Source organism: Pseudomonas sp. Tof1 (assembly GCF_055390395.1).
Genome location: NZ_AP024344.1, coordinates 3,921,018 through 3,947,419 on the forward strand (window position 1 = coordinate 3,921,018; position 26,402 = coordinate 3,947,419).

Below are 26,402 nucleotides of genomic sequence, written 5' to 3' on the forward strand. Positions count from 1 at the left end.
CCTCCTGCGGTTTTCCTTCCCGAACCCGAAAGGACCTTTCATGGAATCCTCCTTGCACCCCAGCGTGGCCCCGGCCCTGAGCTTCAATGGCGGCTTCGTCGACACCCTGGGCTTTCTCGCCCTGCAGGGCCTGTTCACCGCCCATGTCACCGGCAACTTCGTGACCCTGGGAGTGAGCATCGTCCATGGCGCCTCCGGCGCTCTGTCCAAGCTGATCGCGCTGCCGGTTTTCGTGCTGGTGGTGGGCCTGACGCACCTGGCCGCCGTAGCGATTCACCGCCGCGGCCTGGTGCCGTTGCGCCTGCTGCTGGTGGCTCACACGCTGATGCTCGCCGCCTTTGCCGGGCTGGCGATCTGCTGGGGCCCGTTCGCCGACGGCGACAGCACCACGGCGCTGATCACCGGCATGACCGGCGTCGCCGCCATGGCGGTGCAGAATGCGATTTCCCGCCAGCACCTCAAGGGCGCGCCGCCGACCACCCTGATGACCGGCAACGTCACCCAGTTCGCCATCGATGTGTTCGCCCTGTGGGGTGAGCATGACCCGGCGCAACGGGCGACGATCCGCCAGCGTCTGAAGCCGATCTGCACCACCCTGCTGGCCTTCGCCGCCGGCTGCGTCAGTGCCGCGCTGCTGTATCTGGCGACGGGGCTGTGGGGGTTGCTGCTGCCGGTGGTGGTGGCCATCGGGGTTTGCCTGAATACCCATCACAAGGATCAATTGCGCACCTGAACACCGGCCGGGCACACCGATCGCCCGGCGTCTCCCCCCGTGGTGCTTATCTCCCCCGATGACCAGGGCACCGGCCGTCAGCGAATGCCGTAGCGGCAAATTGCCATTCCACCAAAACCCAACAATACTGGGTATCGAATGGAAACTGCGGGATAAGGCTTGAGGGCCCATTCGCTGGCAAGCCAGCGAATGGGCCGGCACTACCGCCACATGATCAACTGCCCCCCCTCTGGAGTAACCGCTACATGGATGTACGCCACCTGTTCCAACCTTCGCTGCTCGCCCTCTGCCTGCTGGCCGGCGCCGCCCAGGCCCATGTCCACGGCGGTGCCGAAGAATCCAAGAGTTTCGTCCCGGCCCCGCCCGACGAACCCTACGAGCGCAGCCTGCTCGAGTGTGTCAGCGACCAGGACACCCAGCCGGCCCGGTTGCTCTCCGGCCTGGGCGGCACCCGCTACCCGCTGGTCGCCCTCAAGGACGCCGACAAGGTCGAAGCCTTCTACAGCCAGGGCATCGCCCTGCAGTACGGTTTCAACTTCGCCGAGGCCATCCGTGCCTTCTACCAGGCCAGCCGCGTCGACGAGGGCTCGGCGATGCCGTACTGGGGCATCGCCTTGTCGGCCAACTCGAACATCAACAGCGACGCCACCCTCGGCTGCGATCGCCTGGCCTATCGCTCGGCCCAGATCGCCCTCGAAAAGGCCAAGGCGCGCCAGGCTGATCCGCTCGCCAAAGACAAGTTCAGCCCCCGGCAATTGCAGCGCGAAGTCGACTACGCCAGTGCGTTCCTGAGCCTGTACACACTCAAGGAGGGCAAGGTACTCCTCGGCAGGGAGGGCAACGAGCGCTACGCCGAGGCCATGAAAAAGCTGTCGCAGACCTACTTCGACGACCTGGATGCCGCCACCCTGTACGCCGATGCCCTGCTCAACCTGGAACCGTGGAAATGGTGGAAAGGCTCCGCGGCGACCTCCAACGACGTCGAGCCGACCCAGCACGCCTACGAGGCCCTGCAGGTACTCAACCGGGTGCTGGTCCAGGATCAGTTCCACACCGGCGCCAACCACTTCTACATCCACGCCATCGAAGAATCGCCCTTCCCCGCCAGCGGTCTGCCGATGGCCGAGCGCTTTCGCGACCAGAACCCGGCGATCGGCCACCTGGTGCACATGGCATCGCACATCTACCAGCGCATCGGCAACAACGCCCTGGCCAGTGTCACCAACTACACCGCGGTGTCGGTCGATCGCGCCTACACCCATCAGGTCAACCCGCAAAGCCCCTACCCGCTGCACTACCTGGGGCACAACATCCACTTCCTGACCTGGACCCTGTCCATCGAGGGCCGGCAGAACGAAACGATGAACATGGCCGAGGAACTGGTGGAAAACACCACCCGCTACGCCGCGCTGGATTTTCTCTGCAAGCAGTACCCTGACGAGATCGCCACCAAATCCGACTACTTCTACGCCGTACCCTATTACTTCGCCGTACGCTTCCAGGACTGGGACGCGCTGGCGCGGATCGAGCCGAAAATCATCGCCGGCCTCAAGACCATCAACGACACCTGCACCGCCGCGACCAAGGGCAGTCAGACACCCTGGGTGGAACTGACCGCTCCTTACACCCAGGCCATGAAGGCCTATGCCGACGCCTACAAGCAACTGGCCCAGCCAGGAGCCGACAGCGGTAAGGCAGGTGAGGCACTCAAGGGATACTGGCAGACGGTCGACAACAGCCTCAAGGGTGACAAGCCCCTGAAGTACGGCAACAACGACGCCCTCCAGCTGTTCCGTATCGCCAACCTGATCCTGCTGAACAGGGCCCAGGCCAGCAGCCAGGGCAAGCTGGACCTGATGGCCCTCAAGGAAAGTGCCGCCCAGGTGCTCACCAAGGCACCACAACAGGACCTGCTCACCGACCTGAAGGCCCTGCAGGGCGACAACCCGGCCCAGGTGATCGCCGCCTGGCGCAAGGCGGTCGAGATCCAGGACCAACTGGCCTACAACGAGCCGCCGGACTGGTACTACACCCTGCGTGAATCCCTCGGCTATGCGCTGCTGGAACAGCAGCAGTACGCCGACGCCGAGCAGGTGTTTCGCGAAGATCTGGCACAGAACCGCCTCAGCGGCCGCTCGCTCAACGGGTTGAAGCTGAGCCTGGAGAAACAGCCGGGCAAGAGCGTGCCCGCGCTGCTCGACGAGCAGCTGCAGACCGCCTGGCGCAACGCGACCATCAGTGCCGCGCCATACTGACTATCTGCGTTTGTAGCTCTTGCTGCCACCGGGCGTCAGGCGGTAGATCCCAACTCGGGGCCCGGTGCAGTAACTGCCATTGCCGCCTCAACCCGGCATGCATTGGAAGTCGCCGGTATGGGCCACTTCCTTGCCATGAGCGTCCAGCAGGCGAGCACTGACTTCCTGGCCCAGGCTCGACTCCACCAGCTTGTAGTGTTCACCGGCCTTGAACTGTTTGTAGGAGACCTCTCCCGAACAGTCTTCCTGATTACCATCGCCGACCGGAATCTCCACCAGCATCACATCCAGCTTGTGGGATCCGGGCGTCACTTCGAAGAAGCGTCCGTCATCGATCGGCTTGCCATCAACCTTCTCGGCCAGCAGGTCATTCGGCGCTTCCTCCTGCAGCCCGATCCAGGCCTGGTGCGGGTCAGCCTTGGGCATTGGGCCGGCGCAGGCCGAAAGCAGGACGGCCAGGCCCAGGGTGGGAAGCAGCATCAGCGGTTTGAGTGTCATGCAGGGTCACCTCGAAGATAAAAGAGCCGTCAGATGCAGGAGAACAGATGGGACTGGGCCAAAGGCTTGCCGTGGTCGTTGACCAGGATCGCGCCGACATCGCTGCCCGAACCGGACTGCACCAGGTGGTACTGCCTGCCAGCCTTGAACTGGTCGTACTCGACATGCCCGGTGCACTCCGGCTGGTCGAGGTCACCGTTGGCGCCCTGGATCAGGGTCACTTCCAGATCATGCTTGCCGGGCGCCACTTCGAAATAGCGGCCGTCGTCCACCCGCTTGCCGTCCACCCGTTCCGCCATCAGGTTGTCGCTCGACTGGCCCTGCAGGCCGATCCAGGCCTCGCTCGGGTCAGCCTTGGGCAGGGGGCCGGCACAGGCCGAGAGCAGGCAGACCAGGCCCAGGGTCGGAATCAGCAGCAGCGGTTTGTGGTTCATCGTATGAACTCCTCTCACATTCATCTGGGGTTTCGGTAGACGGGATCGCCGTCGGATCGGCGCCAAGAGTGGCGAGATAGAGCGGTTTTCACAAATGAAGGGAAATGAAGGGAATTTAAGTCGTTACCTAAAAGATCCTTCATGTTGGTGAAAGCCAAACGTTAGGTTCCAGCGGCAAGACTGCCGGGGTTTGCAATTCCACTCCCCGGAGGTTCAAGGCATGCTCGGGCTGGTAAAGACCGCACTGCTCAAGCCGTACACGTTCATCGTGTTGGCGATTTTCATCTGCATCATCGGGCCGCTGGCGGCCCTGCGTACGCCCACTGACGTGTTTCCCGATATCGGCATCCCGGTGGTGGCGGTGGTCTGGCAGTACAACGGCCTGTCCCCCGACGACATGGCCGGCCGGGTGATCTATACCTACGAGCGCTCGCTGAGTACCACGGTCAACGACATCGAGCACATCGAGTCGCAATCGTTGCCCGGCATGGGCATCGTCAAGATCTTCTTCCAGCCCGGCGTCGATATCCGCACCGCCAACGCCCAGGTGACAGCGGTGTCGCAGACCGTACTGAAACAGATGCCGCCGGGCATCACTCCGCCGCTGATCCTCAACTACAACGCCTCGACAGTACCGATCCTGCAGATGGCATTCTCCAGCCCAACCCTGTCGGAAGCGAAAATCCGCGACCTGGTGCAGAACAACATCCGCCTGCCGTTGACCTCGGTACCCGGCCTGGCCCTGCCGACCCCGATGGGCGGCAAACAGCGCCAGATCACCCTCGACCTCGATCCCCAGGCGCTGGCCGCCAAGGGTCTGTCGGCCCAGGACGTCGGCAATGCGCTGGCGGCGCAGAACCAGATCATCCCGGTGGGGACCGCCAAGCTCGGCCCCTACGAATACACCGTGCTGCTCAACAACAGCCCGAAGGTGATCGACGAACTCAACGACCTGCCGATCAAGACCGTCGACGGTGCACTGATCACCATCGGCCAGGTGGCCCACGTACGTGACGGCTCGCCGCCACAGACCAACGTCGTGCGGGTCGACGGCCGGCGGGCAGTGCTGATGCCGGCGATGAAGAACGGCAACATCTCCACCCTGTCGATCGTCGACGGCATCCGCAGCATGCTGCCGCTGATCAACGAGACCCTGCCGCCAGAGTTGAAGACCTCGCTGCTGGGCGATGCCTCGGTGTTCGTGAAGGAATCGGTGGGCAGCGTGGCCCGTGAAGGGATCATCGCCGCCCTGCTGACCAGCGCGATGATCCTGCTGTTCCTCGGCAGCTGGCGCTCGACCCTGATCATCGCCGCCTCGATCCCGCTCGCGGTGCTCTCGGCCATCGCGCTGCTGGCGGCCACCGGCCAGACCCTCAACGTCATGACCCTCGGCGGGCTGGCGCTGGCGGTGGGGATCCTGGTGGACGATGCGACGGTGACCATCGAGAACATCAACTGGCACCTGGAACAGGGCAAGGCGGTGAAGACGGCGATTCTCGACGGCGCCAGACAGATCGTCGGCCCGGCGTTCGTCTCGCTGCTGTGTATCTGCATCGTGTTCGTGCCGATGTTCATGCTGCAGGGCATCGCCGGCTACCTGTTCCGGCCAATGGCCCTGGCGGTGATCTTCGCCATGGCCAGCTCGTTCATCCTGTCGCGGACCCTGGTGCCGACCCTGGCGATGTTCCTGCTCAAGCCCCACGTGCTCGAGGGCGGTCCCGGCCACCATCCGGAAGATGCGTTCATCAATCATCACGAAGGCGATCAGCACGGTCGCCAGCGCCATGCGCTGCTGCAGGGCCTGCTGAACTTCCAGCAGAGCTTCGAGCGCGGCTTCTCCGCCGTGCGCGACGTCTACCATGGTCTGCTGACCCTCGCCCTGGGTTGCCGCCGGCGCTTCGTGCTCGGTTTCCTCGGCTGCGTGCTGGCCTCCTTCGCCCTGCTGCCGAGTCTGGGCGAGGACTTCTTCCCGGCCACCGACGCCGGCGCCCTGGCCCTGCATGTGCGGCTGCCACTGGGCTCGCGGATCGAGGAAAGCGCCGCGGCCTTCGACCGTATCGAGGCACGGATTCGCGAGATCATTCCCGCCGAGGAGCTGGAGAACATCGTCGACAACATCGGCATCCCGCTGAGCGGCATCGACATGGCCTATAGCAGCAGCGGTACCATCGGCCCGCAGGACGGCGATATCCAGGTGACGCTCAAGCCCGGTCACAAGCCGACCGCCGACTACGTCAAGCAACTGCGCAGCGCCCTGCCGGAAAGCTTCCCCGGCAGCCAGTTCGCCTTCCTGCCCGCCGACATCAGCAGCCAGATCCTCAACTTCGGTGCCCCGGCGCCGCTGGACGTGAAGATCTCCGGCCGCAGTGCCGAGGAGAACCGCAAGTTCGCCGTGGAACTGCAGCGTCGCCTGCAACACGTGCCGGGCATCGCCGACCTGCGGATCCAGCAGTCCGAGGGGTATCCGTCGCTGCAGGTAAACGTCGACCGGATGCGCGCCAAGGGCCTGGGAATCACCGAACGTGACGTCACCAACAGCATGGTCGCCTCGCTGGCCGGCAGTTCCCAGGTGGCCCCGACCTTCTGGCTCAACCCGGCCAACGGCGTGTCATATGGCGTGGTCGCGGCCACTCCGCAATACCGCCTCGACAGCCTGCCCGCGCTGGAAGCCCTGCCGGTGACCGGCAGCAACGGCCAGTCGCAGATCCTCGGTGGCCTGGCGACCATCAACCGGGTCCCCAGCCCGGCGGTGGTGACCCACTACAACATCCAGCCGACCCTGGATCTCTACGCCAACGTCCAGGGCCGTGACCTGGGAGCGGTGGCCCATGACGTGCAGAAGATCCTCGACGATGCGGCATCGCTGCGGCCCAAGGGGGCGGTGGTGAGCCTGCACGGGCAGATCGACGCCCTGCATGAAGCCTTCAGCGGCCTGAGCTTCGGCCTGCTCGGCGCGGTGGTGCTGATCTACCTGCTGATCGTGGTCAACTTCCAGTCCTGGATCGACCCGTTCGTGATCATCACCGCCCTGCCCGCGGCCCTGGCCGGGATCGTCTGGATGCTGTTCCTCAGCGGCACCTCGCTGTCGGTGCCGGCGCTGACCGGTGCCATCCTGTGCATGGGCGTGGCCACCGCCAACTCGATCCTGGTGGTGAGCTTCTGCCGCGAACGCCTGGCCGAGCACGGCGATGCCCTCAAGGCCGCCCTGGAAGCCGGCTATACCCGTTTTCGCCCGGTCTGCATGACCGCCCTGGCGATGATCATCGGCATGCTGCCGCTGGCCCTCTCCCAGGAACAGAACGCCCCCCTCGGACGCGCCGTGATCGGCGGTCTGATCCTGGCGACCACTGCCACCCTGCTGTTCGTCCCCGTGGTGTTCAGCCTGGTGCATGGTCGCCGACAACCCCTTCGCGCCGTAGCTGGAGAAATGACTCATGACTGATCGCAAACCCTCGGGCAAACGCCTGCTCTACCTGGGCGTCGGCGGCCTGACCCTGGCAGCGCTGCTGGTGGCCAACGGGATTGCCGCGCGAACCCGCCACGAACGGGACGTGACCGCCTGGACCGAAGCCGCCGCCGTGCCAATGGTCAGCGTGTTCCAGCCAACGCAGAACGCTGCCGGCGACACCCTGCGCCTGCCGGCCCGCCTGGAGGCCTGGAGCAAGGCGCCGATCCATGCGCGGGTCAGCGGCTACCTCAAGGACTGGACCAGTGACATCGGCAGCCAGGTCCAGGCCGGCCAGGTCCTGGCCCGGATCGACAGCCCGGACCTCGACCAGCAGGTTGCCCAGGCTCATGCCCATATGCTGCAGGAACAGGCCAACGCGCGCCTGGCGCAGACCACCGCGACCCGCTGGAAGAACCTGGTGAGCACCCATTCGGTGTCACAACAGGAGGCCGATGAAAAGAGCTCCAACGCGGCGGCGGCACGGGCCAATGCCCAGGCCGCCGAGGCCGACTACGCACGGCTGGCGGCGCTGGAGGCCTACAAGACCATCCGCGCCCCGTTCAGCGGCACCATCACCGCCCGCAACACCGACATCGGCCAGTTGATCAAGGCCGACAGCGACAGCGATCCGGAACTGTTCGATATCGCCGATACCCACCAGTTGCGGCTGTATGTGCCAGTGCCGCAGAACTACGCCAGCGTCATTCGTCCCGGCCTGCAGGTGCGGTTGAGCGTGCCGGAACACCCCGGCAAGACCTTCAGCGCACGCCTGGTGGGCAATTCGACAGCCGTGGATGCGCGCTCCGGCACCCTGCTGGCGCAGTTCGTCGCCGACAACCCGGACAACGCCCTGCTGCCGGGCGACTACGCCGAGGCGACTCTCCCGGTGCCGGCCGATACCCACGGCGTGAGCATTCCCGCCAGCGCCCTGATCTTCCGCGCCAAGGGCACCCAGGTGGCGGTGCTCGATGCGCAGAAACACGTGCACCTGCGCGATATCCATATCGGCCTGGACCTGGGTGAACGCCTGGTCATCGACCAGGGCCTGAAGCCCGCCGACACCGTGATCGACAACCCGCCGGACGCCTTGCGCGAAGGTGACCTGGTGAAACTCGCCGACGCCGGAGGACAGCATGCCCGCAAAGCTTAAACTCGGCGCCTGGCTGCTATTGATCGCCGGCCTGCAAGGCTGCTCGCTGGCCCCGACCTACAAGGTGCCGCAGATCGACCTGCCGGCGCAGTACCGCGAACAGACCAGCGACGGCCCCTGGCACCTGGCCAGGCCTGGCGACCCGTTGTCCAGCCAGTGGTGGCTGCTGTTCCAGGACGAGCACCTGAACGACCTGCAACAGCGCCTGCTCACGGCCAACCCGGACCTGGCGGCGGCCCTGGCCCACTATGACGGTGCCCAGGCCTACGCCAGCCAGTTGCATGCCGGGTTGTTCCCGCAGATCAGCGCGAGTGCCCAGCCCGAACGCCAGCGGCAATCGGACAACCGCCCACTGCGCGGCAGCACCCAGCCTTCGGTGTACAACAGCAACACCGCCGGTTTCGCGCTGAACTTCGACCTCGACCTGTGGGGCCGTATCCGCAACCAGGTCGCCGCCGGCGACGCCCGGGCCCAGGCTTCGGCCGACGACCTGGCGGTGGCACGGCTGAGCCTGCAGCAACAACTGGCAAGCCTATACATCCAGCTCAATGGCCTGGATGCCCAGAGCCGGATTCTCTCCAGTTCGCTGGACGACTACAGCCAGGCGTTGCAACTGACCCGTGATCGCTACGAAGGCAAGATCGCTTCGGAACTCGACCTGACCCGTGCCCAGAGCCAGCTGGCCGAAGCCGAGGCGCAACTGGACGAAGTCCGTGGGCAACGCAACCTGGCCGAGCATGCGATCGCCGAACTGGTCGGGGAGTCGGCGAGCAACTTCCAGCTGGCCGCGACGCCGCAGATCCTGGCGATTCCCCAAGTGCCAGGCGCCTTGCCGAGCAACCTGCTGCAACGTCGTGCCGACATCGCCGCCGCCGAACGCCGGGTGTTCGCCGCCAATGCCGGGATCGGCGTGGCCAAGGCCGCCTGGTACCCCGACTTCAGCCTGACCGGCCTGGTCGGCGGCCAGACCCAGGGCGTCGGTAACCTGCTGTCGGCGGGTAACCGTTACTGGGCGCTGGGGCCGTTGGTCAACCTGCCGATCTTCGATGGTGGGCGGATCAGTGCCCAGGAGCAGCAGGCCAAGGCGGAGTTCGAGGAAGCGTCCGCCCAGTACCGCAGCCATGTATTGCGGGCGGTGCGGGAGGTCGAGGACAACCTGGCGCAACTGCGCGACCTGCAGCAGGAAGCCCGGGACGAACAGGCTGCGGTGAATGCCGCGCAGCACACCCAGACCCTGGCGATGAACAGCTACCAGGCTGGCGCGGTGAACTACCTGGATGTGGTCACCGCGCAGGCCGCCGCCCTGCAGGCGCAACGACAGTTGCAGGCCCTGCAGACCCGGCAGTTGCAGGCCAGTGTCGGGCTGATGGTGGCGTTGGGTGGGGGCTGGAGCCCGCAAGGCCAGGGCTGACGCTGGAAGCAGGCTCGCGGATGTAAACCAGATCACTGCCCAACATCGCAATTGCTGGCAACGGCCGATGGGGCATTCGACCGGTGTCGGCCTGTGGATCTGATTTACAGCTTCAACACCTGGCCGTCCACGGCGTCGCCAATCGTGAGGAAATGCCCGCCGGCGACATGGTGCAAGGTGCGCAGCGAGTCGTGTCCTTCAAAGTGCCAACGCCCGTCACTGAACACCCGCGAATCGGCCTGGGCGGCGATCACCTCGCCCAGGAACAGGTCGTACTGTTCATGGTTGTGCGGCTCCGGCAACAGGCGGCATTCGAGCCAGGCGACACAGCCTTCCACCAGGGGAGCCTCGAGATGCTCGCCCTTGAAGGTCTCCAGGCCATAGGCATCGAACTTGTCGCGACTGTGGCTCTGGCCCAGTTCCAGGCCGGAGGTGGTACCCACGGTTTGCACGATGTCCGCCTGGGCGACGCAGGGTACGTGCAGCACGAAGCTGCCCGAGGCTTCCAGCAGGCGCCGGGTCCAGGTCGACTTGTCGAGCACCACCGCCACCTTGGGCGGCTCGAAATCCAGCGGCATGGCCCAGGCCGCAGCCATGATATTGCGCTGCCCATCGTGTGCCGCACTGACCAGTACGGTGGGCCCGTGGTTGAGCAGGCGGTAGGCTTTGGACAGGGGCACGGCAAGGCGGTGGGCGGCGGACATCGGGGAAAATCCTGACAGGGCAAAGATAAATATCCTAGGGGAGCGCGTAGGAGAAACCCAGCCCCGTCCCGGTAATTCAAGCGCAAGAGTCGGAGTGTGGCGCCACGGTCAGCGCAGCAGACTGTTGGCCTGAACACAGCTCAAGGCCCTCATATCATGCACACCCTGATACACGCACTCGACTGGCAGGCGATCGGCCAGGACCTCGACCGGCAGGGCAATGCCCTGCTCCCAGGCCTGCTGAGCCCCGAACAGTGCCGGGAGCTGGTCGCCCTGTATCCGCAACAGACCGCGTTTCGCTCGCGGGTGGTCATGGCCCGCCACGGTTTCGGTCAGGGCGAATACCAGTACTTCAACTACCCACTGCCAGCCCTGGTGCACCAACTGCGCACGGCGCTCTATCCGCCCCTGGCCCTGATCGCCAACGACTGGAACCGCCGCCTGCAACTGCACGATGTCTACCCGATCACCCACCAGGCCCTGCTGCAGCGTTGCCATGCCGCCGGCCAGCAGCGCCCGACGCCGTTGCTGCTGCAATACGGCGCCGGCGACTACAACTGCCTGCATCAGGACCTGTACGGCGAACAGGTGTTTCCCCTGCAGGTTGCCATCCTGCTGTCCAGGCCCGGGCGGGATTTCACCGGCGGCGAATTCGTCCTCACCGAACAACGTCCGCGCAGGCAGAGTCGCCCCCAGGTGGCCGCGCTGCAACAGGGTGACGGACTGATCTTCGCGGTGGCGCAGCGGCCGGTGGAAGGCACTCGCGGCTGCTACCGGGTGAACATGCGCCATGGCGTCAGCCGCGTAAACTCGGGCCGTCGGCACACCCTGGGGATCATCTTTCACGACGCCACCTGAACAGGCAGTAGAATTCAACCGCAAGACTCGGAGTTCCCCGTTTTGGCCAGCGCCGCAGACTGAACGAAACCGGCTTATCCGACAGGAGAACAGCATGAACACTTCGACCCAGGTTGCTTCACGCCAGGCCAGTACCGTGGAAAACGACCCACGCTGGCAGGCAGTCCTGAACCGCGACGCCAGCGCCGACGGCGACTTCGTCTACGGCGTGCGGACCACCGGCGTGTATTGCCGCCCCAGCAGCAGTGCAAGGCGCCCACGGCCGGAGAATGTCGAGTTCTTCGACAGCGCCGAACAGGCCGAGGCCGCCGGTTACCGACCCAGCCGCCGGGCCGCCGCCGACCAGACCGCCAGCCACCAGCAGCAGGTGGCCCTGGTCACCCGTGCCTGCCAATTGATCGAGGCATCGGACAGCCTGCCCTCGCTCAACCCCCTGGCCGAGCAGTTGGGACTGAGCCCGTTCCACTTCCACCGGGTGTTCAAGGCCCATACCGGCCTGACACCCAAGGCCTACGCCGCCGCCCACCGGGCCGGCAGGCTGCGGGCACAGTTGGCCCGTGGCAGCTCGGTCACCGATGCGCTCTACGGTGCCGGCTTCAATGCCAGCAGCCGCTTCTACGCAGCCAGCGACGCGGTGCTGGGCATGAAACCGTCCGACTACCGGGCCGGTGGCAGCAATACCGAAATCCGCTTTGCCATCGCCCAGTGTTCCCTGGGGGCGATCCTGGTGGCACAGAGCGAGCGCGGCGTCTGCGCCATCCTCCTGGGCGACGATCCGGAGACACTTGCGCGGGACCTGCAGGACAAGTTCCCAAGGGCCCACTTCATCGGTGGCGATGCCGACTTCGAGCAATTGGTGGCCAAGGTGGTGGGCTTTGTCGAAGCCCCGGCGATTGGCCTCGACCTGCCACTGGACCTGCGCGGCACGGCCTTCCAGGAGCGGGTCTGGCAAGCGCTGCGCACGATTCCGGTGGGCAGCACCGCCAGCTATGCCGAGATCGCGAAAATGATCGGCGCGCCAAAGTCCTTCCGTGCCGTGGCCCAGGCCTGCGGGGCCAACAGCCTGGCGGTGGCGATTCCCTGCCATCGGGTGGTGCGCAGCGATGGCGACCTGTCCGGCTATCGCTGGGGCGTGGAGCGCAAGCGGCAGTTGCTCGACCGCGAGGCGCAATGATGGTCCGTGGGTCGCGCCTTGGCTGCCGGCGCGACCCTGCCGAGCCATCACCGGCAAAGAAGGATTGCAAGCTAACGATCTCCCCCTTACCCTTCCCCACCCATCCGCGCATGCCCAAGGCTTCAGCTTCGATGTCCTCCGTATTGAGTGTCCTGCTGCCCATCTTCGCCCTGATCCTGGTCGGCTTCATCTGCCGTCGCACCCACCGCCTGGGGCCCAACGCGGCCTCGGAGATCAATCGCATGGTGGTCTGGCTGTGCCTGCCGGCGTTGCTGTTCAAGGCCACGGCGACGGCAACCTGGGAGCAGATCTGGCATCCCGGCTTCGTGCTGGCGTTCACCCTGAGCACCCTGGCGATCTTCGCCCTGACCCTGTTGCTGCGTTGGCGCAAGGCCGGGCATTTCGCCGATGCCAGCATCGATGCCCTGAGCGCGTCCTATGCCAACACCGGCTACATCGGCATTCCGCTGTGCGTGATGGTGCTCGGCCAGAACGGCCTGGAACCGGCGCTGATCGCTTCGCTGCTGGTGGTCTGCGTGCTGTTCGGCCTGGCGCTGGTGTGTATCGAGATCGGCTTGCAGGCCGAGCGCCAGGTGCACCGGATCGTCTTCAAGGTGCTGCTGGCCCTGGCGAAAAACCCGCTGGTGGTGTCGCCGCTGCTCGGTGCCCTCTGGGCCTGGGGTGGCGCCCCGCTGCCGGCACCGGCGGAGAAGTTTCTCAGCCTGCTCGGTGCGGCGACCATCCCCTGCGCGCTGATTTCCCTCGGACTGTTCCTGGCGCACAAGCAACAGGGTCCACGCCAGGGCGTGACGTTGCTGGTGCTGCTCAAGCTGGTGGCGCACCCGCTGCTGACCGGGTTCCTGGCGTTCAGGGTGTTTCATCTGCCGCCGCTGTGGGCCCACTCGGCACTGCTGCTCAGTGCCCTGCCCACCGGCACCGGGCCGTTCATGCTGGCCGAGTACTACAAGCGCGAAGCCTCACTGGTGTCGAGCACGATCCTGGTCTCGACCCTGGGCTCGCTGGTGACCCTGTCGATCTGCCTGTACCTGATCGGCAACTGAGGCGCGCTCAGGCAGGCCGGCGCTCGGCCTCCAGCGACTTCCACAACTCGCGCATGGTCGGGTTGGCATTGGCCACCGAGCAGTAGGAACGGATTTCCAGATCGGCACTCCAGTGCGCGCTACCGGCCCGGACCAGCGTGCCCTTGTGCAATTCATCCTGCACCGCGCTTTCGGGGAGCCAGGTAATGCCATACCCCTCCTGGGCCATCTTCATCAGCAGCATGGCCATGTCGGCCTCGTAGCAGCGGTCCAGTTCGCAGGGGCTTGCGGCATTTTTCAGGATTACCTCCACCACCCGTCCGAGGAAGGTGGTCGCGGTGTAGGCCAGGTACGGCAGCGGTGCCTGCTTTTTCCCGGGCAGGGCATGCAGCGGCCGGCCGCGCTTGTCCGGTGCCGAGACCGGGATCAGTGAATCATGCCCGAGAGTGAGGCTGATGAACTTCTCCGGGTCGAGCAGGATCGGCGCCTGGGGATGGTGATAGCCGATCATCAGATCGCAACCGCCCTCGGCCAGGGCGATGACCGCATCATGGATATTGGCGGCCACCACCCGCGCGTTGAAACCGGCATTGCCACGCTGGAAGCGCATCAGCCACTTGGGCAGGAAGGTCATGGACAGGCTGTGCCCGGCGGTCACCTGGATCGAACGCCCGGGCATCCGGTCGCCCCGGCGCAGGGTCGCGCGCAGCTCCTGCAGGTCGGCAAGGGTTTCCCTGCCCTGTTCGCAGAAGGTCCGTCCGGCGGCCGTCAGTTGCACCGGGTAGGTGCCGCGGTCCACCAGTTCCACGCCGACCCACTCCTCCAACGAACGAATCCGTCGCGACAGCGCGGACTGGGTAATGCAGCGCACCTCCGCCGCGCGGGAGAAGTTCTTCAGTTCGGCAACCGCCAGGATGTCGTCTATCCACTTGATCTGCATGGTGATTCCCACTGCTGAGGAGGGCTGGGCGTGAGCAGCCGCCAGTGTCGGGCAATCACCGTCGGCAAACTATTCCGATTACGCATCAGTGTATGGCATTTACTCATCAACGAGCCCTTTCCCCAGCCATAGACTGGCCCCGTGACAAAAAAAACAACGAACGGTCATTGAGGGTGCTCCTGTGAACAGCAAACGACTTCCCAAGCAAATCGCCCTGGCGATCGGCCTCGGCATCCTGGTGGGCTGGGCCTGCCACCACTACGCCGGCGATGCCAGGGCGGCCAGGGAACTGGCCGGCTACTTCAGCCTGGTCACCGATATTTTCCTGCGCATGATCAAGATGATCATCGCCCCACTGGTGTTCGCCACCCTGGTCGGTGGCATCGCCAGCCTGGGCAGTTCGCACTCCGTCGGCCGCATCGGCCTGCGGGCGATGATCTGGTTCGTCAGCGCCTCGCTGCTGTCGCTGCTGATCGGCATGCTGCTGGTCAATCTGTTCCAGCCCGGCGCCGGCCTGAACCTCGTGGCGCCAGCCGCCAACAGCGGCGCGGCACCAGTGAATGTCGGCGACTTCAGCCTCAAGGCCTTCATCAGCCATGTGTTCCCGCGCAGCATCGCCGAAGCCATGGCGAACAACGAGATCCTGCAGATCGTAGTGTTCTCGCTGTTCTTCGGTTTTGCCCTGTCCTTCCTCAAGAAACAGGGGTATGTCGGCATCAGCAATCTGGTGGATGAACTGGCCAGAATCATGTTCCGCATCACCGACTACGTGATGTGTTTCGCCCCGGTCGGCGTGTTCTGCGCCATCGCCGCGGCTCTCACCACCGAAGGACTGGGCCTGCTGCTGGACTACGGCAAGCTGATCGGCGAGTTCTATGTCGGCATCCTGGTGCTGTGGGCGATCCTGTTCGGCATCGGGCGCCTGTTCCTCGGGCGCTCGGTGTGGCGCCTGGGCAAGCTGATCCGCGAACCGGTGCTGCTGGCGTTCTCCACCGCGAGCAGCGAGTCGGCCTATCCCAAGACCATCGACGCCCTGGAGAAATTCGGCACCTCGAAGCGGATTTCCAGCTTCGTGCTGCCGCTCGGCTACTCGTTCAACCTCGATGGCTCGATGATGTACCAGGCTTTCGCCGTGATGTTCATCGCCCAGGCCTACAACATCGAACTGAGCTTCGCCCAGCAGGTGCTGATCCTGCTGACGCTGATGGTCACCAGCAAGGGCATGGCCGGCGTGGCCCGCGCTTCGGTGGTGGTGGTCGCGGCGACCCTGCCGATGTTCAACCTGCCCGAGGCCGGCCTGCTGCTGATCCTCGGTATCGACCAGTTCCTCGACATGGCCCGTACCGCGACCAATATCGTCGGCAACAGCATCGCCACCGCCGTAGTGGCGAGCAGGGAGGACAGCGCGCAACCCGGCGAAACCGCCGCCGAGCCGGCCGCCCCGGTGCAACCCACGCAATCCCTGGCTTGAGTACCGTCATGAACGCGAAAAAATCCACCTCTCCCGGCAAGACCTTCGGCATTGTCGGAGGGCTTGGCTCACTGGCCGGCGCCGACCTGTTCAACAAGCTGATCAGCAGCCGCCCGGTGCTTGCCGACCAGGGGCGCTACCACTTCCTGTTCGAGCAGCACCCGTTCAAGGACGTGCTGCTGCCGCTGGACCGAGACGCCAACATGAGCTCGCGCAAGTTCTACGCCTTCCAGATGTGCCAGTCGCTGGAGAACGGCGGAGCCGATGCGATCCTGCTGCCGTGTATTGCCAGCCATACCTTTCGCGAGGAGATCCAGGCCGAGCTGGGCATCCCGGTCTTCGACCTGTTGCATGCCCTGCGCCAGCAGGTCGAGCGCACGCTGCCCGAAGGCGGCCGGCTGGGTATCCTGACCTCCGACTATGTGCGCCACAGCGGGCTGTTCGAACGCTACTTCGCCGACCGCCATGAACTGGTCTATCCCGGTACAGAGAACCAGGCACGGTTGATGGAAGCGATGTACGGCGTCGACGGGATCAAGGACGGCCAGTTCGACGGGGCGCCGCTGGAACTCCTGCACCAGGTCTGCGTGGAGTTGCAGGAGCAGGGCGTCGCGCTGATCCTGCCGGGGCTGACCGAACTGTCACTGGTCAGCCAGGACCTGCAACGGCGCGGCATCGCCCTGCTCGATGCCAACCGGGTCTACAGCGACTACGCCATCCACGCCAGCGAACCGGCGCCCGCGCCACGCTTCAAGCTGGGCATCGTCGGCGGCGTCGGCCCGGCGGCCACGGTCGACTTCATGGCCAAGGTGATCCGCCACACACCGGCGGACAGGGACCAGGAGCATATCCGCATGGTGGTCGAGCAGAACCCGCAGATCCCCGACCGCACCGCCAACCTGCTGCACCAGGCCACCGACCCGAGCATGGCGCTGTATGCCACCTGCAAACGCCTGGAGCAGGAAGGCGCGCATGCCATCGCCATCCCGTGCAATACCGCCCATGCGTTCGTCGAGCGGATCCAACCTTATCTGAAGACACCGATCATCAACATGCTCGACGTAACCATCCGGCACATCGCCGAGCAGCATGGTGCCGGCAAAAGCGTCGGCCTGCTGGCAACGTCGGGAACGGTGCAGAGCCGGGTCTACCACGACGTGGCCCGGCAGTGGGGGTTGCAACTGATCGTCCCGCAGCCAGCCATGCAGGCACGGGTGATGGCAGCGATCTACGGCGAACGCGGGGTCAAGGCCGGGCACACCGACGGCCTGTGCCGCGAGCAGTTGCTCGAAGCCGCCAACCACTTGTGCCAGGCGGGCGCTTCGGTGCTGATCCTCGGCTGCACCGAACTGCCGCTGATCCTGCCCCATGCCGAACGCTTCGAGCTGGACAGCGGCGTGGTCAGCCTGGTCGACCCCACCACCCTGCTCGCCCTGCGCTGCGTGCAGCAGGCATTGGCGGGCACACCGCCGCGCTCAGCCGATACGGTTCTTCTCCAGCAGCCACTGGCGGCTGTCGTCGAGTAGCCGCTCGGCCAACTGCGGGTCGTCACAGACCCGCGCCAGCACCAGGGCGCCAACCAGGGTCGCCAGGCTGCCGGTGGCGGCACGCCGGGTCTCCTCGGTCGAGGCGCCCGGCATGTCCTGCGTCAGGCGTTCGAGTTGCCGGCCGATGCTGCGGGTCATCTGCGCCCGCGCCTCGGCGGACTGGCGCCGGGTTTCCGTGGCCAGTCCGGCCAGCGGGCAGCCGCCCGCGCAATCCTCTCGGTGGTCGCTGCTCAGGTAGCGAGAGATGTAGCCGGCCAGGTCATCGCCCACCGTCGGCGAGGTCGAGGCCACATGCGCCAGGGCCTCGACCACCAGCTCATCCTTCGAGGCGAAGTAGCCATAGAAACCACCGTGGGTCATTCCTGCGGCCTTCATCACCTGGGCGACGCTGACCGCCTCGTAGCCATGCTCCCGAAAGAGTCGGCCGGCGACTTCAAGGATCTTCAGGCGGTTTTGCGCAACCTGCTCGCGACTGACTTTCATCCGAACCTCCGTTGACAGGCTTGACAGTATACATGACGAATATCATATTTAATAAACATGATGACCATCATGATTAATTCCAGCCAACGAGGATTCCCGCCATGACCATCAAACCCGCCGTCCTGATCACGGGCGCTTCCACCGGTATCGGTGCCGTCTATGCCGACCGTTTCGCCAAACGCGGACACGACCTGGTGCTGGTCGCCCGGGACAAGTCACGCCTGGAAGCGCTGGCCGAACGCCTGCGCGCGGAAACCGGGGTGAACGTGGAGGTGCTGCAGGCCGACCTCACCGATGCCGGCGAGCTGGCCGGGATCGAGGCGCGGGTCAGGGACGACGCCAGCATCGGTATCCTGGTCAACAATGCCGGCATGAGTGGCGCCGGCAGTTTCATCGAACAGACGCCGGAGCTGGTCAACCAGATCATCACCCTCAACATCACCGCCCTCACCCGCCTGAGCAACGCCATCGCCCCGCGCCTGGCCCGCAGCGGTGGCGGCTCGATCATCAACCTCGCCTCGGTGGTGGGCCTGGCGCCGGAGCTTCAAATGAGCGTCTACGGGGCGAGCAAGGCGTTCGTGCTGTTCCTGAGCCAGGGCCTGAACATCGAGCTGGGCGCCAAGGGGCTGTATGTCCAGGCCGTCCTGCCGTCCGCCACCCGTACCGAAATCTGGGAGCGCTCCGGCAAGCGGATCGAGGACCTGCAGGCGGTGATGGAAGTCGAAGACCTGGTGGATGCGGCGTTGGTGGGCTTCGATCGTCGCGAAACCGTGACCATCCCACCGTTGCCGGACGAAACCCAGTGGCAGGCTCTGGAAGCGGCGCGCCAGGCAATGCTGCCCAACTACATGCAGGTACTGCCGGCAGCCCGCTATCGCGCCTGATCGGTGCCCCCACCGGGCTTGTGCCATGCCACTGTGCCTGTGGGACCCGGCTCCCGCAGGGGGGCAGTCAACCCCGGGCGACGACCCGGCGGCTCCAGGGCGTCCAGCCCTGTTGCATGCCGGCCGCCGCCAGCAGGATCGCCGTCACCCCCAGCCACTGCAGCGGCTGCAAGCGATGGCCGAAGGCGAACCAGTCGACGAGGATCGCCGCGATCGGGTAGATGAACGACAGGGCGCCGGTCAACGCCGTCGGCAGTTTCTGGATCGCGCCATACAGCAGCACGTACATCACCCCGGTGTGAACGATGCCCAGAGTCACCAGGCTGCCCCAGGCACTGGCCCCGACCGGCAGCACCGACAGGTTCGCCCAGGGCGCCAGCAGCAGGGTCCCGGTGGCCACCTGGATCAACGCGATCAGGTGCGGCGGCGTACCGGCCAGACGCTTGATGATCAACGCGGCAAAGGCATACAGCAGCGCGGCACCGAGCGCCAGCACGATGCCCAGCAGGTAATCGCCGCCACTTTCACCCTGTTGGCCATGGGCACTGACGATCGCCAGCATTCCGGCAAAGGCCAGGCCCAGCCAGAACAGCTTCTGCGCGGTGATCTTCTCGCCGAGAAACAGCGCCGCCAGCCCCACCAGCATGAACGGCTGGACGTTGTAGACCGCCGTGCCGATGGCGATCGAGGCACGGGAATAGGACGCGAACAACAGCACCCAGTTGCCGACGATCGCCACCCCGCTGAGCACCGCCAGCAGGAAGGTGGTGCGGCTCAGGATGCCCGGGCGCAGAAAGCCCATGACGGCGCAGATCGCCAGCAGAGTCAGCGCACCGAACAGGCAGCGCCAGAACACCACGTCGAGTACCGGCTGGCCGGACACCAGCACGAACCAGCCGATGGTTCCGGAAATCAGCATGGCCGCGACCATTTCCAGCGACCCGCGATGCAGTGATTGAGACATGATTGAGCTCCTTGGCAGATGGCGAAAGTATGCCAAGCGCGACAGCGGCGTCTCCAGTGACTATAAAAGGCTAAACTGCGATTTTGCCTTTATGATCAAGGCTGACTGCCGTTTTTACCTTACGAGACCAAGATGACCGACGCAATTGACCAACTCCTGCTCACGGCGCTGATGGAAGACTCCCGGCGCTCGCTCAAGGCCCTGGCGCAGATCAGCGGGCTGTCCGCCCCCAGCGTAGCCGAGCGCCTGCGCCGCCTGGAAGAACGTGGCGTGATCAGGGGCTACACCCTGGAGGTCGAGCCCCGCTCCTTTGGCTACCTGTTGCAGGCGATCGTGCGGATCCGCCCGCTGCCCGGCCAGTTGCACGAGGTGGAACGGCAGATCCAGGCGATTCCCGAGTTCACCGAATGCGACAAGGTCACGGGCGATGACTGCTTCATCGCCCGGTTGCATGTGCGGGACATGGAGCAGTTGGATACCCTGCTCGACCGGCTCAACAGCCATGCGGAGACCAATACCGCGATCGTCAAGAAGACACCGGTGAAGCGGCGGCTGCCGCCGATGGCGTGAGGTTGGGGCTTTACAGTCAGTGTCTCGGTGAATGAAAGGTCGCTATCGGACGACCCGGAAACATCAGATATCACCCGGATAACATCGCGAAGCGCAGCCCCTGGGTTATCATTCACCCGATATCCTTCACTCTCCTTCAGAGCCCGCTCGCCATGACTTCACTCTCCTCCACCGCCCCTGCCCGGGGCTGGTCGCTGTGGTGGAAACCGCTGCTGTTTCTCGCCATCGCCGCCATCGGCCTGTACTACGTCAAGTGGTCGCCCTACTACGCCAAGGCCTTCGTCGCCGCGGACAGCCATAGCATCGGCGGCTCGATCATCAACGACAATCCGGGCTCACCGGTGGCCGCCGCCCTGGCCTATGCCCAGGTGTATTTCCTGGCGATCTGGAAAGCGGCGGTGCTGGCGGTGATCCTCGGCTCGCTGCTGCAGGTATTGATTCCCCGTGACTGGCTGTTGCGCCTGTTCGGCCGCGCCGGTTTCGGCTCGACCCTGCGCGGCGGGCTGTTCGCCCTGCCCGGCATGATGTGTTCCTGCTGTGCGGCACCGGTCGCCGCCGGCCTGCGCCGGCAGAATGTCTCGGTCGGCGCGGCGCTGGCGTTCTGGATCGCCAACCCGGTGCTCAACCCGGCGACCCTGGTGTTCATGGGCTTCGTGCTCGGCTGGGGCTTCAGCGCGATCCGCCTGGTGGCCGGCCTGGTGCTGGTGCTCGGCGTGTCGCTGATCGCCCAGCGGGTGGCCCGGCCCGATACCCTGCCGGAGCCGGCCGTGGAAGCGGTGGTCGAGGCCAGCACGGCGAGCGATCAGCACTTCTTCGCACGCTGGGGCAAGACCCTCTGGCAACTGTTCTGGAGCACGATCCCGATCTACATCCTGGCGGTGCTGCTGCTCGGCGCGGCGCGGGTCTGGCTGTTCCCCCATGTCGACGGTGCCATGAGCAACAGCCTGCTGTGGCTGGTGCCACTGGCGGTGGTCGGGACGCTGTTCGTGATCCCGACGGCGGCGGAAATCCCGATCGTGCAGACCATGATGACCCTCGGCCTGGGCACCGCACCGGCGGTGGCGCTGCTGATGACCCTGCCGAGCATCAGCCTGCCGTCGCTGCTGATGCTGCGCAAGGACTTCGATGCCCGGGTGCTGGTGACCGTGGCGGTGCTGACCATGCTGGTCGGGATTGTCAGCGGTCTCGTCGCGTGGACAGTGCTCTGACCGACCCCTGCTCTGTAGAGGGCAGGCCCGGACTCTGTCGGTAGGAGCCGGGCTTGCCCGCGAAGCCTTTGGCGGCCTCAAGATCCCATTGGCGGTCAAGCCCGGCGCCTACAGGCGAACGCTCAGCGTCGAGTGCGGGTCCCGAGATACTCCAGTACCGCCGCCTGATCGCCCGCGAACTCGATCCTCACGCCTTTCTTCTCGCGCTGGAACACGTACATCGGGTCGTAGTACTCGTTGAGCAGCCCCAGAATCCACGCCCGGTGCAACTCGACGTTACCGGTACGCTCCTGCTCGACCAGGGCATCGACCATCAGTGCCCGCATCCGCCCATGGCACTCGCCGCCCAGGCGCTTGTGGATGTTGTCCAGGCTGCCCAACAAACGCTCGCTGAACAGCCTGAAGCCGTGCTCACCATGAACGGCAATGAACTCCGCGCAGAGCTGCACCACGTAATCGCGCAGGATACGTTCGACGCGGCTCTCCAGACTGTCCTCGAGCCAGACCATGGAAAAGCGCTGCATGCCCTGGTACAACGCCAGCGGCAAGGCGCAACGCCCAACCATGCGGCTCTCGTCCTCGACCACGAACTGCTCGATACCGCGGGCGCGCTTCTTCAGCAGATCCACCGCCAGGCGATTCTCGAAGTCGATGTTGGACGGCTGCCCGGTGGCCCGTTTGCCGAAGCTGGAGCCGCGATGGTTGGCGTGCCCTTCCAGGTCGAGGCTGTTGCTCAACTGAAGGATGACGTCGGTCTTGCCGGTGCCGGTCATGCCCCCAGCAGCACGAAGTCGGCCTGCTCCACCGCCTGCTCGACGGTCTGCATCAGGAAGGTCCGCATGGCCTTGTAGCCACCGCCCACCCGCGGGTAGTCGATGCCCGCGTCCTGCTTGAGCCATTGCTGGACGATCTGCGAACGCAGGCCGCCACGAAAACAGTACAACACCCCGTCCGGGTGGGCCTGGGTGAAGTCGACCCAGGCCTGCAGCCGGGCGGCCTTGACCTCGCCGGACACCAGCTGGTGTCCGAGGGCAATGGCCGCCTGCTGGCCGTGCTGCTTGTAGCAGGTACCGACCCGCTGACGCTCCAGGTCGTTCATCAGTGGCAGATTGACCACGCCGGGGAAGGAGCCCTTGGCGAACTCGACCGGGGCCCGGGCATCCATCATCGGTACATCGTCGAGAAACAGTGTGCGGTAGTCGGTGATATCGCCTGGCATCAGGACACCTCTACCGCATGGCTCTGTCGCTCCACCAGTTGACCGATGGGCTCAAGGCTCAGGCCCAACTCGGCGGCAACGGCAAGGAACTCCGCCTGCCCTTCGGGAGTGACGGCCACCAGCAGGCCGCCGCTGGTCTGCGGATCGCACAGCACACGCTTGTGCAGCTCACGCAGCGGACCGACCTTGCTGGCATAGCTGTCGAAGTTGCGCAGCGTACCGCCGGGAATGCAGCCCTGCTCCAGGTAGTACTCGACCGTCGCCAGGCGCGGTACCTGCTCGTACACGATACGGGCGGTCAGGCCACTGCCGTCGGCCATTTCCACCAGATGGCCGAGCAGGCCGAAGCCGGTGACGTCGGTCATGGCGCTCACCCCGGCCAACTGGCCGAAACGGCTGCCCGGCTTGTTCAGGGTGCACATCCAGTCACGGGCCACACCGACGTCTTCGCTGCGCAGCTTGCCTTTCTTTTCCGCGGTGGTCAGCACACCGATGCCCAGGGGCTTGGTCAGGTAGAGGATGCTGCCGGCCGTGGCGGTGTCGTTGCGCTTCATGTTGCGCTTGTCCACCAGCCCGGTAACGGCCAGGCCGAAGATCGGCTCGGGCGCATCGATCGAATGCCCGCCGGCCAGCGGGATGCCGGCGGCGTCGCACACGGCACGCCCGCCGCGAATCACCTCGCGAGCGATCTCCGGCTGCAGTACGTTCACCGGCCAGCCGAGAATCGCAATGGCCATCAACGGGTCGCCGCCCATGGCGTAGATGTCGCTGATGGCATTGGTCGCGGCAATCCGGCCGAAGTCGAAGGGGTCATCGACGATCGGCATGAAAAAGTCGGTGGTCGAAACCACGCCGCGCTCTTCATCGATGGCGTACACCGCCGCATCGTCGCGCGAGGCGTTGCCGACCCAGAGTTTCGGGTCGAGGTTCTGGGCCCCGCTGCCGGCCAGGATCACTTCCAGCACCTGGGGCGAAATCTTGCAGCCACAGCCCGCACCGTGGCTGTACTGGGTCAGGCGAATCGGTTCGCTCATCGGTCAACCTCGCAGTATCAAAGTCCTGCGATTCTAACAGACCCGGGCCTGCCCGACCCGTCGGGCAAAACCGCAAGCCTGCGGCAAAGCGGCGCCTGCCAGCGTTTTCCTTTACTATCAGGCCGGTAATAAAGAGATAAAAACAGGCAGGACCATGGGCACACACACGCCGAGCGTCGACTGGGTGCAGCGCGCACCGCAGACCAGCCATATGGAGCGTTTCGAAGCGTTCTTCCATGGCCACCGTTTCAGCCCCCATCGCCATGACACCTATGCCATTGGCCGGACGTTGGCCGGTGTGCAGAGTTTCAAGTACCGCGGCAGCCAGCGCCACAGCCTGCCCGGCGGGACCATGGTGCTGCACCCGGATGAAGTCCACGATGGCCATGCCGGCACCCACCACGGCTTCCAGTACCGGATGATCTACCTCCAGCCGTCGCTGATCCAGGCCGCGCTGGGCGGCCAGCCCCTGCCCTTCGTCCCCGGCGGGCTGAGCGCCGACCCACGCCTGCGGATCGCCACCGAAACCCTGCTGCAGAACATGGACCATGCCCTCGACCCACTGCAGGAGCAGGATGCGATCTTCGAACTGGCCCACGCACTCAATGCCGTCTGTGGCGCACCGATCCAGCGGCGCAGCTTCGACTACCAGGCGGCGGAACGCGCCCGCGAGTTCATTCACAGTGCACTGGACCGTACCGTGACCCTCGACGAACTGGCCGAGCACAGTGGCCGCGATCGCTGGGCCCTGAGCCGGGATTTCCGCCTGTTGTTCGGCACCAGCCCCTATCGTTACCTGAGCATGCGCAGGCTGGACCTGGTGCGCTCGTTGCTGGCACAGGGCCGTTCGCTGGGCGAGGCGGCGTTGATGGCCGGGTTCGCCGACCAGAGCCACATGACCCGGCAATTCCGCAGTACCTTCGGCCTGGCGCCGGGACACTGGGCGAAGATGCAACGGCTGGCGGATTGAAAACGGCAGCGACAGCGTCGGGCGGCAGCCCGTGGAGGGAGGGGGTGAGTCGCAGGCGCCGGGCATGGCACCTGCGATCGGCTTCAGGCAATGACCCGTGCGGCTCACCGCACGGGTCGATCGATGCCTCAGGCGCGACTCAGGCCTGGATCAGGTTGGCGATCGCCACGTCCGGGCTGACGTCGGCGTCGTAGTCCACACCTTCGATACCGAAACCGAACAGGCGCAGGAACTCGGCCTTGTAGCCGGCGAAGTCGGTCAATTCGTTGAGGTTCTCGGTGGTCACCTCGTTCCACAGCTTGGCGACCAGGTCCTGCACCTCGGGGGCCAGTTCCTTGTAGTCGGCGCGCAGGCGGCCATCTTCGTCGAGGATCGGGGTCGGCGAGTACAGGCTGTCCTTGTACAGGCCATAGACCTGCTCGATGCAGCCTTCGTGAACGCCCTGCTCCTTCATCACCTTGAACAGCAGCGACAGGTACAGCGGCATGATCGGGATAGCCGAGCTGGCCTGGGTGACCACGGCCTTGAGTACCGACACACGGGCGTCGCCGCCCTTGGCGGCCAGGCGCTCGCGGATCTTCAGGACCTTCTGGTCCAGGTCCTTCTTGGCCGCGCCGATGGAACCGTTCCAGTAGATGTCGTGGGTGACCTTCTCACCCAGGTAGGTGAAGGCGGTGGTCTTGGCGCCTTCGGCCAGCACGCCGGCTTCGTCCAGCGCGTCGATCCACAGCTGCCAGTCCTCGCCACCCATGACCTTGACGGTACCGGCGATTTCTTCCTCGGTCGCCTGCTCCAGGGTGGTTTCGGCAACCACTTCCTTGTCGGTGTTCAGGCCACGCTGGGTGATCGACTTGCCGATCGGCTTGAGCGTCGAGCTGTAGACTTCACCGGTTTTCGGGTCGGTACGACGCGGAGCCGCCAGGCTGTAGACCACCAGGTCGATCTTGCCCAGGTCGCGCTTGATGGTTTCGATGGTCAGGCGCTTGACCTCGTCGGAGAAGGCATCGCCGTTGATGCTCTTGGCGTACAGGCCTTCGGCCTCGGCGAACTTGTGGAACGCGGCGCTGTTGTACCAGCCGGCGGTGCCCAGCTTGCCTTCGTCGCCCTCACGTTCGAAGAACACGCCGAGGGTCTTGGCGCCGCAACCGAATGCGGCGGTGATACGTGCAGCCAGGCCATAGCCGGTAGAGGCGCCGAGCACCAGGACGTTCTTCGGTCCGTCGTTGACCGGGCCTTGCTGGGTGACGTAGTCAATCTGTTGCTTGACATTGGCTTCGCAGCCCACCGGATGAGTGGTCACACAGATAAAGCCACGAACGCGTGGTTTGATGATCATAAGGTCCCCTTTTCTCTTAGGCCTGTATCGACGCTGGTGATGATAACGTCGCGGATTCTAGTCGTAGACGC

General features: G+C 65.2%; 22 protein-coding genes and 1 pseudogene. 14 read left to right on the forward strand and 9 right to left on the reverse strand.

The window, feature by feature from the left end:
- Positions 1 to 40 precede the first annotated feature (40 nt).
- Both ACZ5KU_RS17690 and ACZ5KU_RS17695 read left to right on the forward strand, forming a co-directional pair.
- On the forward strand, positions 41 to 733 hold the full coding sequence (locus ACZ5KU_RS17690) for a YoaK family protein (RefSeq protein WP_081006066.1): 693 nt from the start codon (positions 41 to 43) through the stop codon (positions 731 to 733).
- Positions 734 to 978: 245 nt separating this feature from the next.
- Positions 979 to 2,988: a hypothetical protein gene (locus tag ACZ5KU_RS17695; protein ID WP_054060371.1), complete on the forward strand. Its 2,010-nt coding sequence runs from the start codon at positions 979 to 981 to the stop codon at positions 2,986 to 2,988.
- Positions 2,989 to 3,075: 87 nt separating this feature from the next.
- Here the strand turns inward: ACZ5KU_RS17695 and ACZ5KU_RS17700 are convergent, their stop codons facing one another.
- The gene (locus tag ACZ5KU_RS17700; RefSeq protein ID WP_054060372.1) at positions 3,076 to 3,486 is read right to left on the reverse strand and encodes a PA0061/PA0062 family lipoprotein; all 411 of its coding nucleotides are present in this window, start codon (positions 3,484 to 3,486) and stop codon (positions 3,076 to 3,078) included.
- 29 nt (positions 3,487 to 3,515) lie between these two features.
- Entirely contained in the window at positions 3,516 to 3,920 is a 405-nt protein-coding gene (locus tag ACZ5KU_RS17705; RefSeq protein WP_054060373.1) for a PA0061/PA0062 family lipoprotein, read from the reverse strand.
- 220 nt (positions 3,921 to 4,140) lie between these two features.
- Between ACZ5KU_RS17705 and ACZ5KU_RS17710 the strand changes: the two genes are divergently transcribed.
- Genes ACZ5KU_RS17710 through ACZ5KU_RS17720 form a run of 3 tightly spaced genes read left to right on the forward strand, consistent with a single transcriptional unit; the run spans position 4,141 to position 9,929 of the window.
- The gene (locus tag ACZ5KU_RS17710) at positions 4,141 to 7,362 is read left to right on the forward strand and encodes an efflux RND transporter permease subunit (RefSeq protein WP_054060374.1); all 3,222 of its coding nucleotides are present in this window, start codon (positions 4,141 to 4,143) and stop codon (positions 7,360 to 7,362) included.
- The gene (locus ACZ5KU_RS17715; RefSeq protein WP_054060375.1) at positions 7,355 to 8,518 is read left to right on the forward strand and encodes an efflux RND transporter periplasmic adaptor subunit; all 1,164 of its coding nucleotides are present in this window, start codon (positions 7,355 to 7,357) and stop codon (positions 8,516 to 8,518) included. Before ACZ5KU_RS17710 ends, ACZ5KU_RS17715 begins: the two co-directional genes overlap by 8 nt.
- Positions 8,502 to 9,929 (forward strand): efflux transporter outer membrane subunit, encoded by a 1,428-nt coding sequence (locus tag ACZ5KU_RS17720; RefSeq protein ID WP_054060376.1) that lies wholly within the window; start codon positions 8,502 to 8,504, stop codon positions 9,927 to 9,929. The genes ACZ5KU_RS17715 and ACZ5KU_RS17720 overlap by 17 nt, the downstream gene beginning before the upstream one ends.
- 104 nt (positions 9,930 to 10,033) lie before the next feature.
- On the opposite strand, the gene ACZ5KU_RS17725 is transcribed toward ACZ5KU_RS17720, so the two are convergent.
- Positions 10,034 to 10,633 (reverse strand): flavin reductase family protein, encoded by a 600-nt coding sequence (locus tag ACZ5KU_RS17725; protein ID WP_054060377.1) that lies wholly within the window; start codon positions 10,631 to 10,633, stop codon positions 10,034 to 10,036.
- A 156-nt stretch (positions 10,634 to 10,789) separates the two neighbouring features.
- On the opposite strand from ACZ5KU_RS17725, the gene ACZ5KU_RS17730 reads away from it, so the two are divergent.
- From ACZ5KU_RS17730 to ACZ5KU_RS17740, 3 genes are all read left to right on the forward strand, one after another.
- Positions 10,790 to 11,491 carry a 2OG-Fe(II) oxygenase gene (locus ACZ5KU_RS17730; RefSeq protein ID WP_054060378.1) on the forward strand — a complete coding sequence of 234 codons (702 nt, stop codon included), beginning with the start codon at positions 10,790 to 10,792 and terminating at the stop codon, positions 11,489 to 11,491.
- Between the two features lie 94 nt (positions 11,492 to 11,585).
- On the forward strand, positions 11,586 to 12,665 hold the full coding sequence (ada, locus tag ACZ5KU_RS17735; protein ID WP_054060379.1) for a bifunctional DNA-binding transcriptional regulator/O6-methylguanine-DNA methyltransferase Ada: 1,080 nt from the start codon (positions 11,586 to 11,588) through the stop codon (positions 12,663 to 12,665).
- Between the two features lie 131 nt (positions 12,666 to 12,796).
- Entirely contained in the window at positions 12,797 to 13,726 is a 930-nt protein-coding gene (locus ACZ5KU_RS17740) for an AEC family transporter (protein WP_054060380.1), read from the forward strand.
- Between the two features lie 7 nt (positions 13,727 to 13,733).
- Here ACZ5KU_RS17740 and ACZ5KU_RS17745 read toward each other — a convergent pair whose 3' ends face one another.
- Complete coding sequence (locus tag ACZ5KU_RS17745; RefSeq protein WP_054060381.1) at positions 13,734 to 14,645, reverse strand: LysR substrate-binding domain-containing protein; 912 nt, start codon at positions 14,643 to 14,645, stop codon at positions 13,734 to 13,736.
- Positions 14,646 to 14,826: 181 nt separating this feature from the next.
- Between ACZ5KU_RS17745 and ACZ5KU_RS17750 the strand changes: the two genes are divergently transcribed.
- Positions 14,827 to 16,116 carry a dicarboxylate/amino acid:cation symporter gene (locus ACZ5KU_RS17750; RefSeq protein ID WP_054060382.1) on the forward strand — a complete coding sequence of 430 codons (1,290 nt, stop codon included), beginning with the start codon at positions 14,827 to 14,829 and terminating at the stop codon, positions 16,114 to 16,116.
- Positions 16,117 to 16,124: 8 nt separating this feature from the next.
- Positions 16,125 to 17,642 carry a cysteate racemase gene (gene cuyB / locus ACZ5KU_RS17755; RefSeq protein ID WP_464735928.1) on the forward strand — a complete coding sequence of 506 codons (1,518 nt, stop codon included), beginning with the start codon at positions 16,125 to 16,127 and terminating at the stop codon, positions 17,640 to 17,642.
- On the opposite strand, the gene ACZ5KU_RS17760 is transcribed toward cuyB, so the two are convergent.
- Positions 17,592 to 18,146, reverse strand: a complete 555-nt coding sequence (locus ACZ5KU_RS17760; protein ID WP_054064410.1) for a TetR/AcrR family transcriptional regulator — start codon at positions 18,144 to 18,146, stop codon at positions 17,592 to 17,594. The genes cuyB and ACZ5KU_RS17760 overlap by 51 nt on opposite strands.
- A gap of 101 nt (positions 18,147 to 18,247) precedes the next feature.
- Between ACZ5KU_RS17760 and ACZ5KU_RS17765 the strand changes: the two genes are divergently transcribed.
- A complete protein-coding gene (locus ACZ5KU_RS17765; RefSeq protein WP_054061528.1) occupies positions 18,248 to 19,030 on the forward strand; it encodes an SDR family NAD(P)-dependent oxidoreductase in 783 nt (260 codons plus the stop codon).
- Positions 19,031 to 19,097: 67 nt separating this feature from the next.
- On the opposite strand, the gene ACZ5KU_RS17770 is transcribed toward ACZ5KU_RS17765, so the two are convergent.
- Complete coding sequence (locus ACZ5KU_RS17770; RefSeq protein ID WP_054061527.1) at positions 19,098 to 19,994, reverse strand: DMT family transporter; 897 nt, start codon at positions 19,992 to 19,994, stop codon at positions 19,098 to 19,100.
- A gap of 132 nt (positions 19,995 to 20,126) precedes the next feature.
- On the opposite strand from ACZ5KU_RS17770, the gene ACZ5KU_RS17775 reads away from it, so the two are divergent.
- Positions 20,127 to 20,564 carry an Lrp/AsnC family transcriptional regulator gene (locus tag ACZ5KU_RS17775; protein ID WP_054061526.1) on the forward strand — a complete coding sequence of 146 codons (438 nt, stop codon included), beginning with the start codon at positions 20,127 to 20,129 and terminating at the stop codon, positions 20,562 to 20,564.
- 152 nt (positions 20,565 to 20,716) lie between these two features.
- Positions 20,717 to 21,772: a permease gene (locus tag ACZ5KU_RS17780; protein ID WP_054064411.1), complete on the forward strand. Its 1,056-nt coding sequence runs from the start codon at positions 20,717 to 20,719 to the stop codon at positions 21,770 to 21,772.
- Between the two features lie 122 nt (positions 21,773 to 21,894).
- On the opposite strand, the pseudogene mnmH reads toward ACZ5KU_RS17780, so the two are convergent.
- Both mnmH and selD read right to left on the reverse strand, forming a co-directional pair.
- Positions 21,895 to 22,991, reverse strand: a pseudogene (gene mnmH, locus ACZ5KU_RS17785) (tRNA 2-selenouridine(34) synthase MnmH).
- Positions 22,991 to 24,025 carry a selenide, water dikinase SelD gene (gene selD, locus ACZ5KU_RS17790; protein ID WP_054057685.1) on the reverse strand — a complete coding sequence of 345 codons (1,035 nt, stop codon included), beginning with the start codon at positions 24,023 to 24,025 and terminating at the stop codon, positions 22,991 to 22,993. The pseudogene mnmH and the gene selD overlap by 1 nt, the downstream one beginning before the upstream one ends.
- A gap of 154 nt (positions 24,026 to 24,179) precedes the next feature.
- Here selD and ACZ5KU_RS17795 point away from each other — a divergent pair, with 154 nt between their 5' ends.
- Positions 24,180 to 24,995 (forward strand): AraC family transcriptional regulator, encoded by an 816-nt coding sequence (locus tag ACZ5KU_RS17795; RefSeq protein ID WP_054057684.1) that lies wholly within the window; start codon positions 24,180 to 24,182, stop codon positions 24,993 to 24,995.
- Positions 24,996 to 25,134: 139 nt separating this feature from the next.
- On the opposite strand, the gene fabV is transcribed toward ACZ5KU_RS17795, so the two are convergent.
- Entirely contained in the window at positions 25,135 to 26,331 is a 1,197-nt protein-coding gene (gene fabV, locus ACZ5KU_RS17800; RefSeq protein ID WP_054064414.1) for an enoyl-ACP reductase FabV, read from the reverse strand.
- Positions 26,332 to 26,402 lie beyond the last annotated feature (71 nt).

What these genes read in the sequence shown, in the direction of transcription:
- ACZ5KU_RS17690 (WP_081006066.1), top strand. Translation starts at nt 41, where the DNA reads ATGGAATCCTCCTTGCACCCCAGCGTGGCCCCGGCCCTGAGCTTCAAT.
- ACZ5KU_RS17695 (WP_054060371.1), top strand. Translation starts at nt 979, where the DNA reads ATGGATGTACGCCACCTGTTCCAACCTTCGCTGCTCGCCCTCTGCCTG.
- ACZ5KU_RS17700 (WP_054060372.1), bottom strand. Translation starts at nt 3,486, where the DNA reads ATGACACTCAAACCGCTGATGCTGCTTCCCACCCTGGGCCTGGCCGTC.
- ACZ5KU_RS17705 (WP_054060373.1), bottom strand. Translation starts at nt 3,920, where the DNA reads ATGAACCACAAACCGCTGCTGCTGATTCCGACCCTGGGCCTGGTCTGC.
- ACZ5KU_RS17710 (WP_054060374.1), top strand. Translation starts at nt 4,141, where the DNA reads ATGCTCGGGCTGGTAAAGACCGCACTGCTCAAGCCGTACACGTTCATC.
- ACZ5KU_RS17715 (WP_054060375.1), top strand. Translation starts at nt 7,355, where the DNA reads ATGACTGATCGCAAACCCTCGGGCAAACGCCTGCTCTACCTGGGCGTC.
- ACZ5KU_RS17720 (WP_054060376.1), top strand. Translation starts at nt 8,502, where the DNA reads ATGCCCGCAAAGCTTAAACTCGGCGCCTGGCTGCTATTGATCGCCGGC.
- ACZ5KU_RS17725 (WP_054060377.1), bottom strand. Translation starts at nt 10,633, where the DNA reads ATGTCCGCCGCCCACCGCCTTGCCGTGCCCCTGTCCAAAGCCTACCGC.
- ACZ5KU_RS17730 (WP_054060378.1), top strand. Translation starts at nt 10,790, where the DNA reads ATGCACACCCTGATACACGCACTCGACTGGCAGGCGATCGGCCAGGAC.
- ada (WP_054060379.1), top strand. Translation starts at nt 11,586, where the DNA reads ATGAACACTTCGACCCAGGTTGCTTCACGCCAGGCCAGTACCGTGGAA.
- ACZ5KU_RS17740 (WP_054060380.1), top strand. Translation starts at nt 12,797, where the DNA reads ATGTCCTCCGTATTGAGTGTCCTGCTGCCCATCTTCGCCCTGATCCTG.
- ACZ5KU_RS17745 (WP_054060381.1), bottom strand. Translation starts at nt 14,645, where the DNA reads ATGCAGATCAAGTGGATAGACGACATCCTGGCGGTTGCCGAACTGAAG.
- cuyB (WP_464735928.1), top strand. Translation starts at nt 16,125, where the DNA reads ATGAACGCGAAAAAATCCACCTCTCCCGGCAAGACCTTCGGCATTGTC.
- ACZ5KU_RS17760 (WP_054064410.1), bottom strand. Translation starts at nt 18,146, where the DNA reads ATGAAAGTCAGTCGCGAGCAGGTTGCGCAAAACCGCCTGAAGATCCTT.
- ACZ5KU_RS17765 (WP_054061528.1), top strand. Translation starts at nt 18,248, where the DNA reads ATGACCATCAAACCCGCCGTCCTGATCACGGGCGCTTCCACCGGTATC.
- ACZ5KU_RS17770 (WP_054061527.1), bottom strand. Translation starts at nt 19,994, where the DNA reads ATGTCTCAATCACTGCATCGCGGGTCGCTGGAAATGGTCGCGGCCATG.
- ACZ5KU_RS17775 (WP_054061526.1), top strand. Translation starts at nt 20,127, where the DNA reads ATGACCGACGCAATTGACCAACTCCTGCTCACGGCGCTGATGGAAGAC.
- ACZ5KU_RS17780 (WP_054064411.1), top strand. Translation starts at nt 20,717, where the DNA reads ATGACTTCACTCTCCTCCACCGCCCCTGCCCGGGGCTGGTCGCTGTGG.
- selD (WP_054057685.1), bottom strand. Translation starts at nt 24,025, where the DNA reads ATGAGCGAACCGATTCGCCTGACCCAGTACAGCCACGGTGCGGGCTGT.
- ACZ5KU_RS17795 (WP_054057684.1), top strand. Translation starts at nt 24,180, where the DNA reads ATGGGCACACACACGCCGAGCGTCGACTGGGTGCAGCGCGCACCGCAG.
- fabV (WP_054064414.1), bottom strand. Translation starts at nt 26,331, where the DNA reads ATGATCATCAAACCACGCGTTCGTGGCTTTATCTGTGTGACCACTCAT.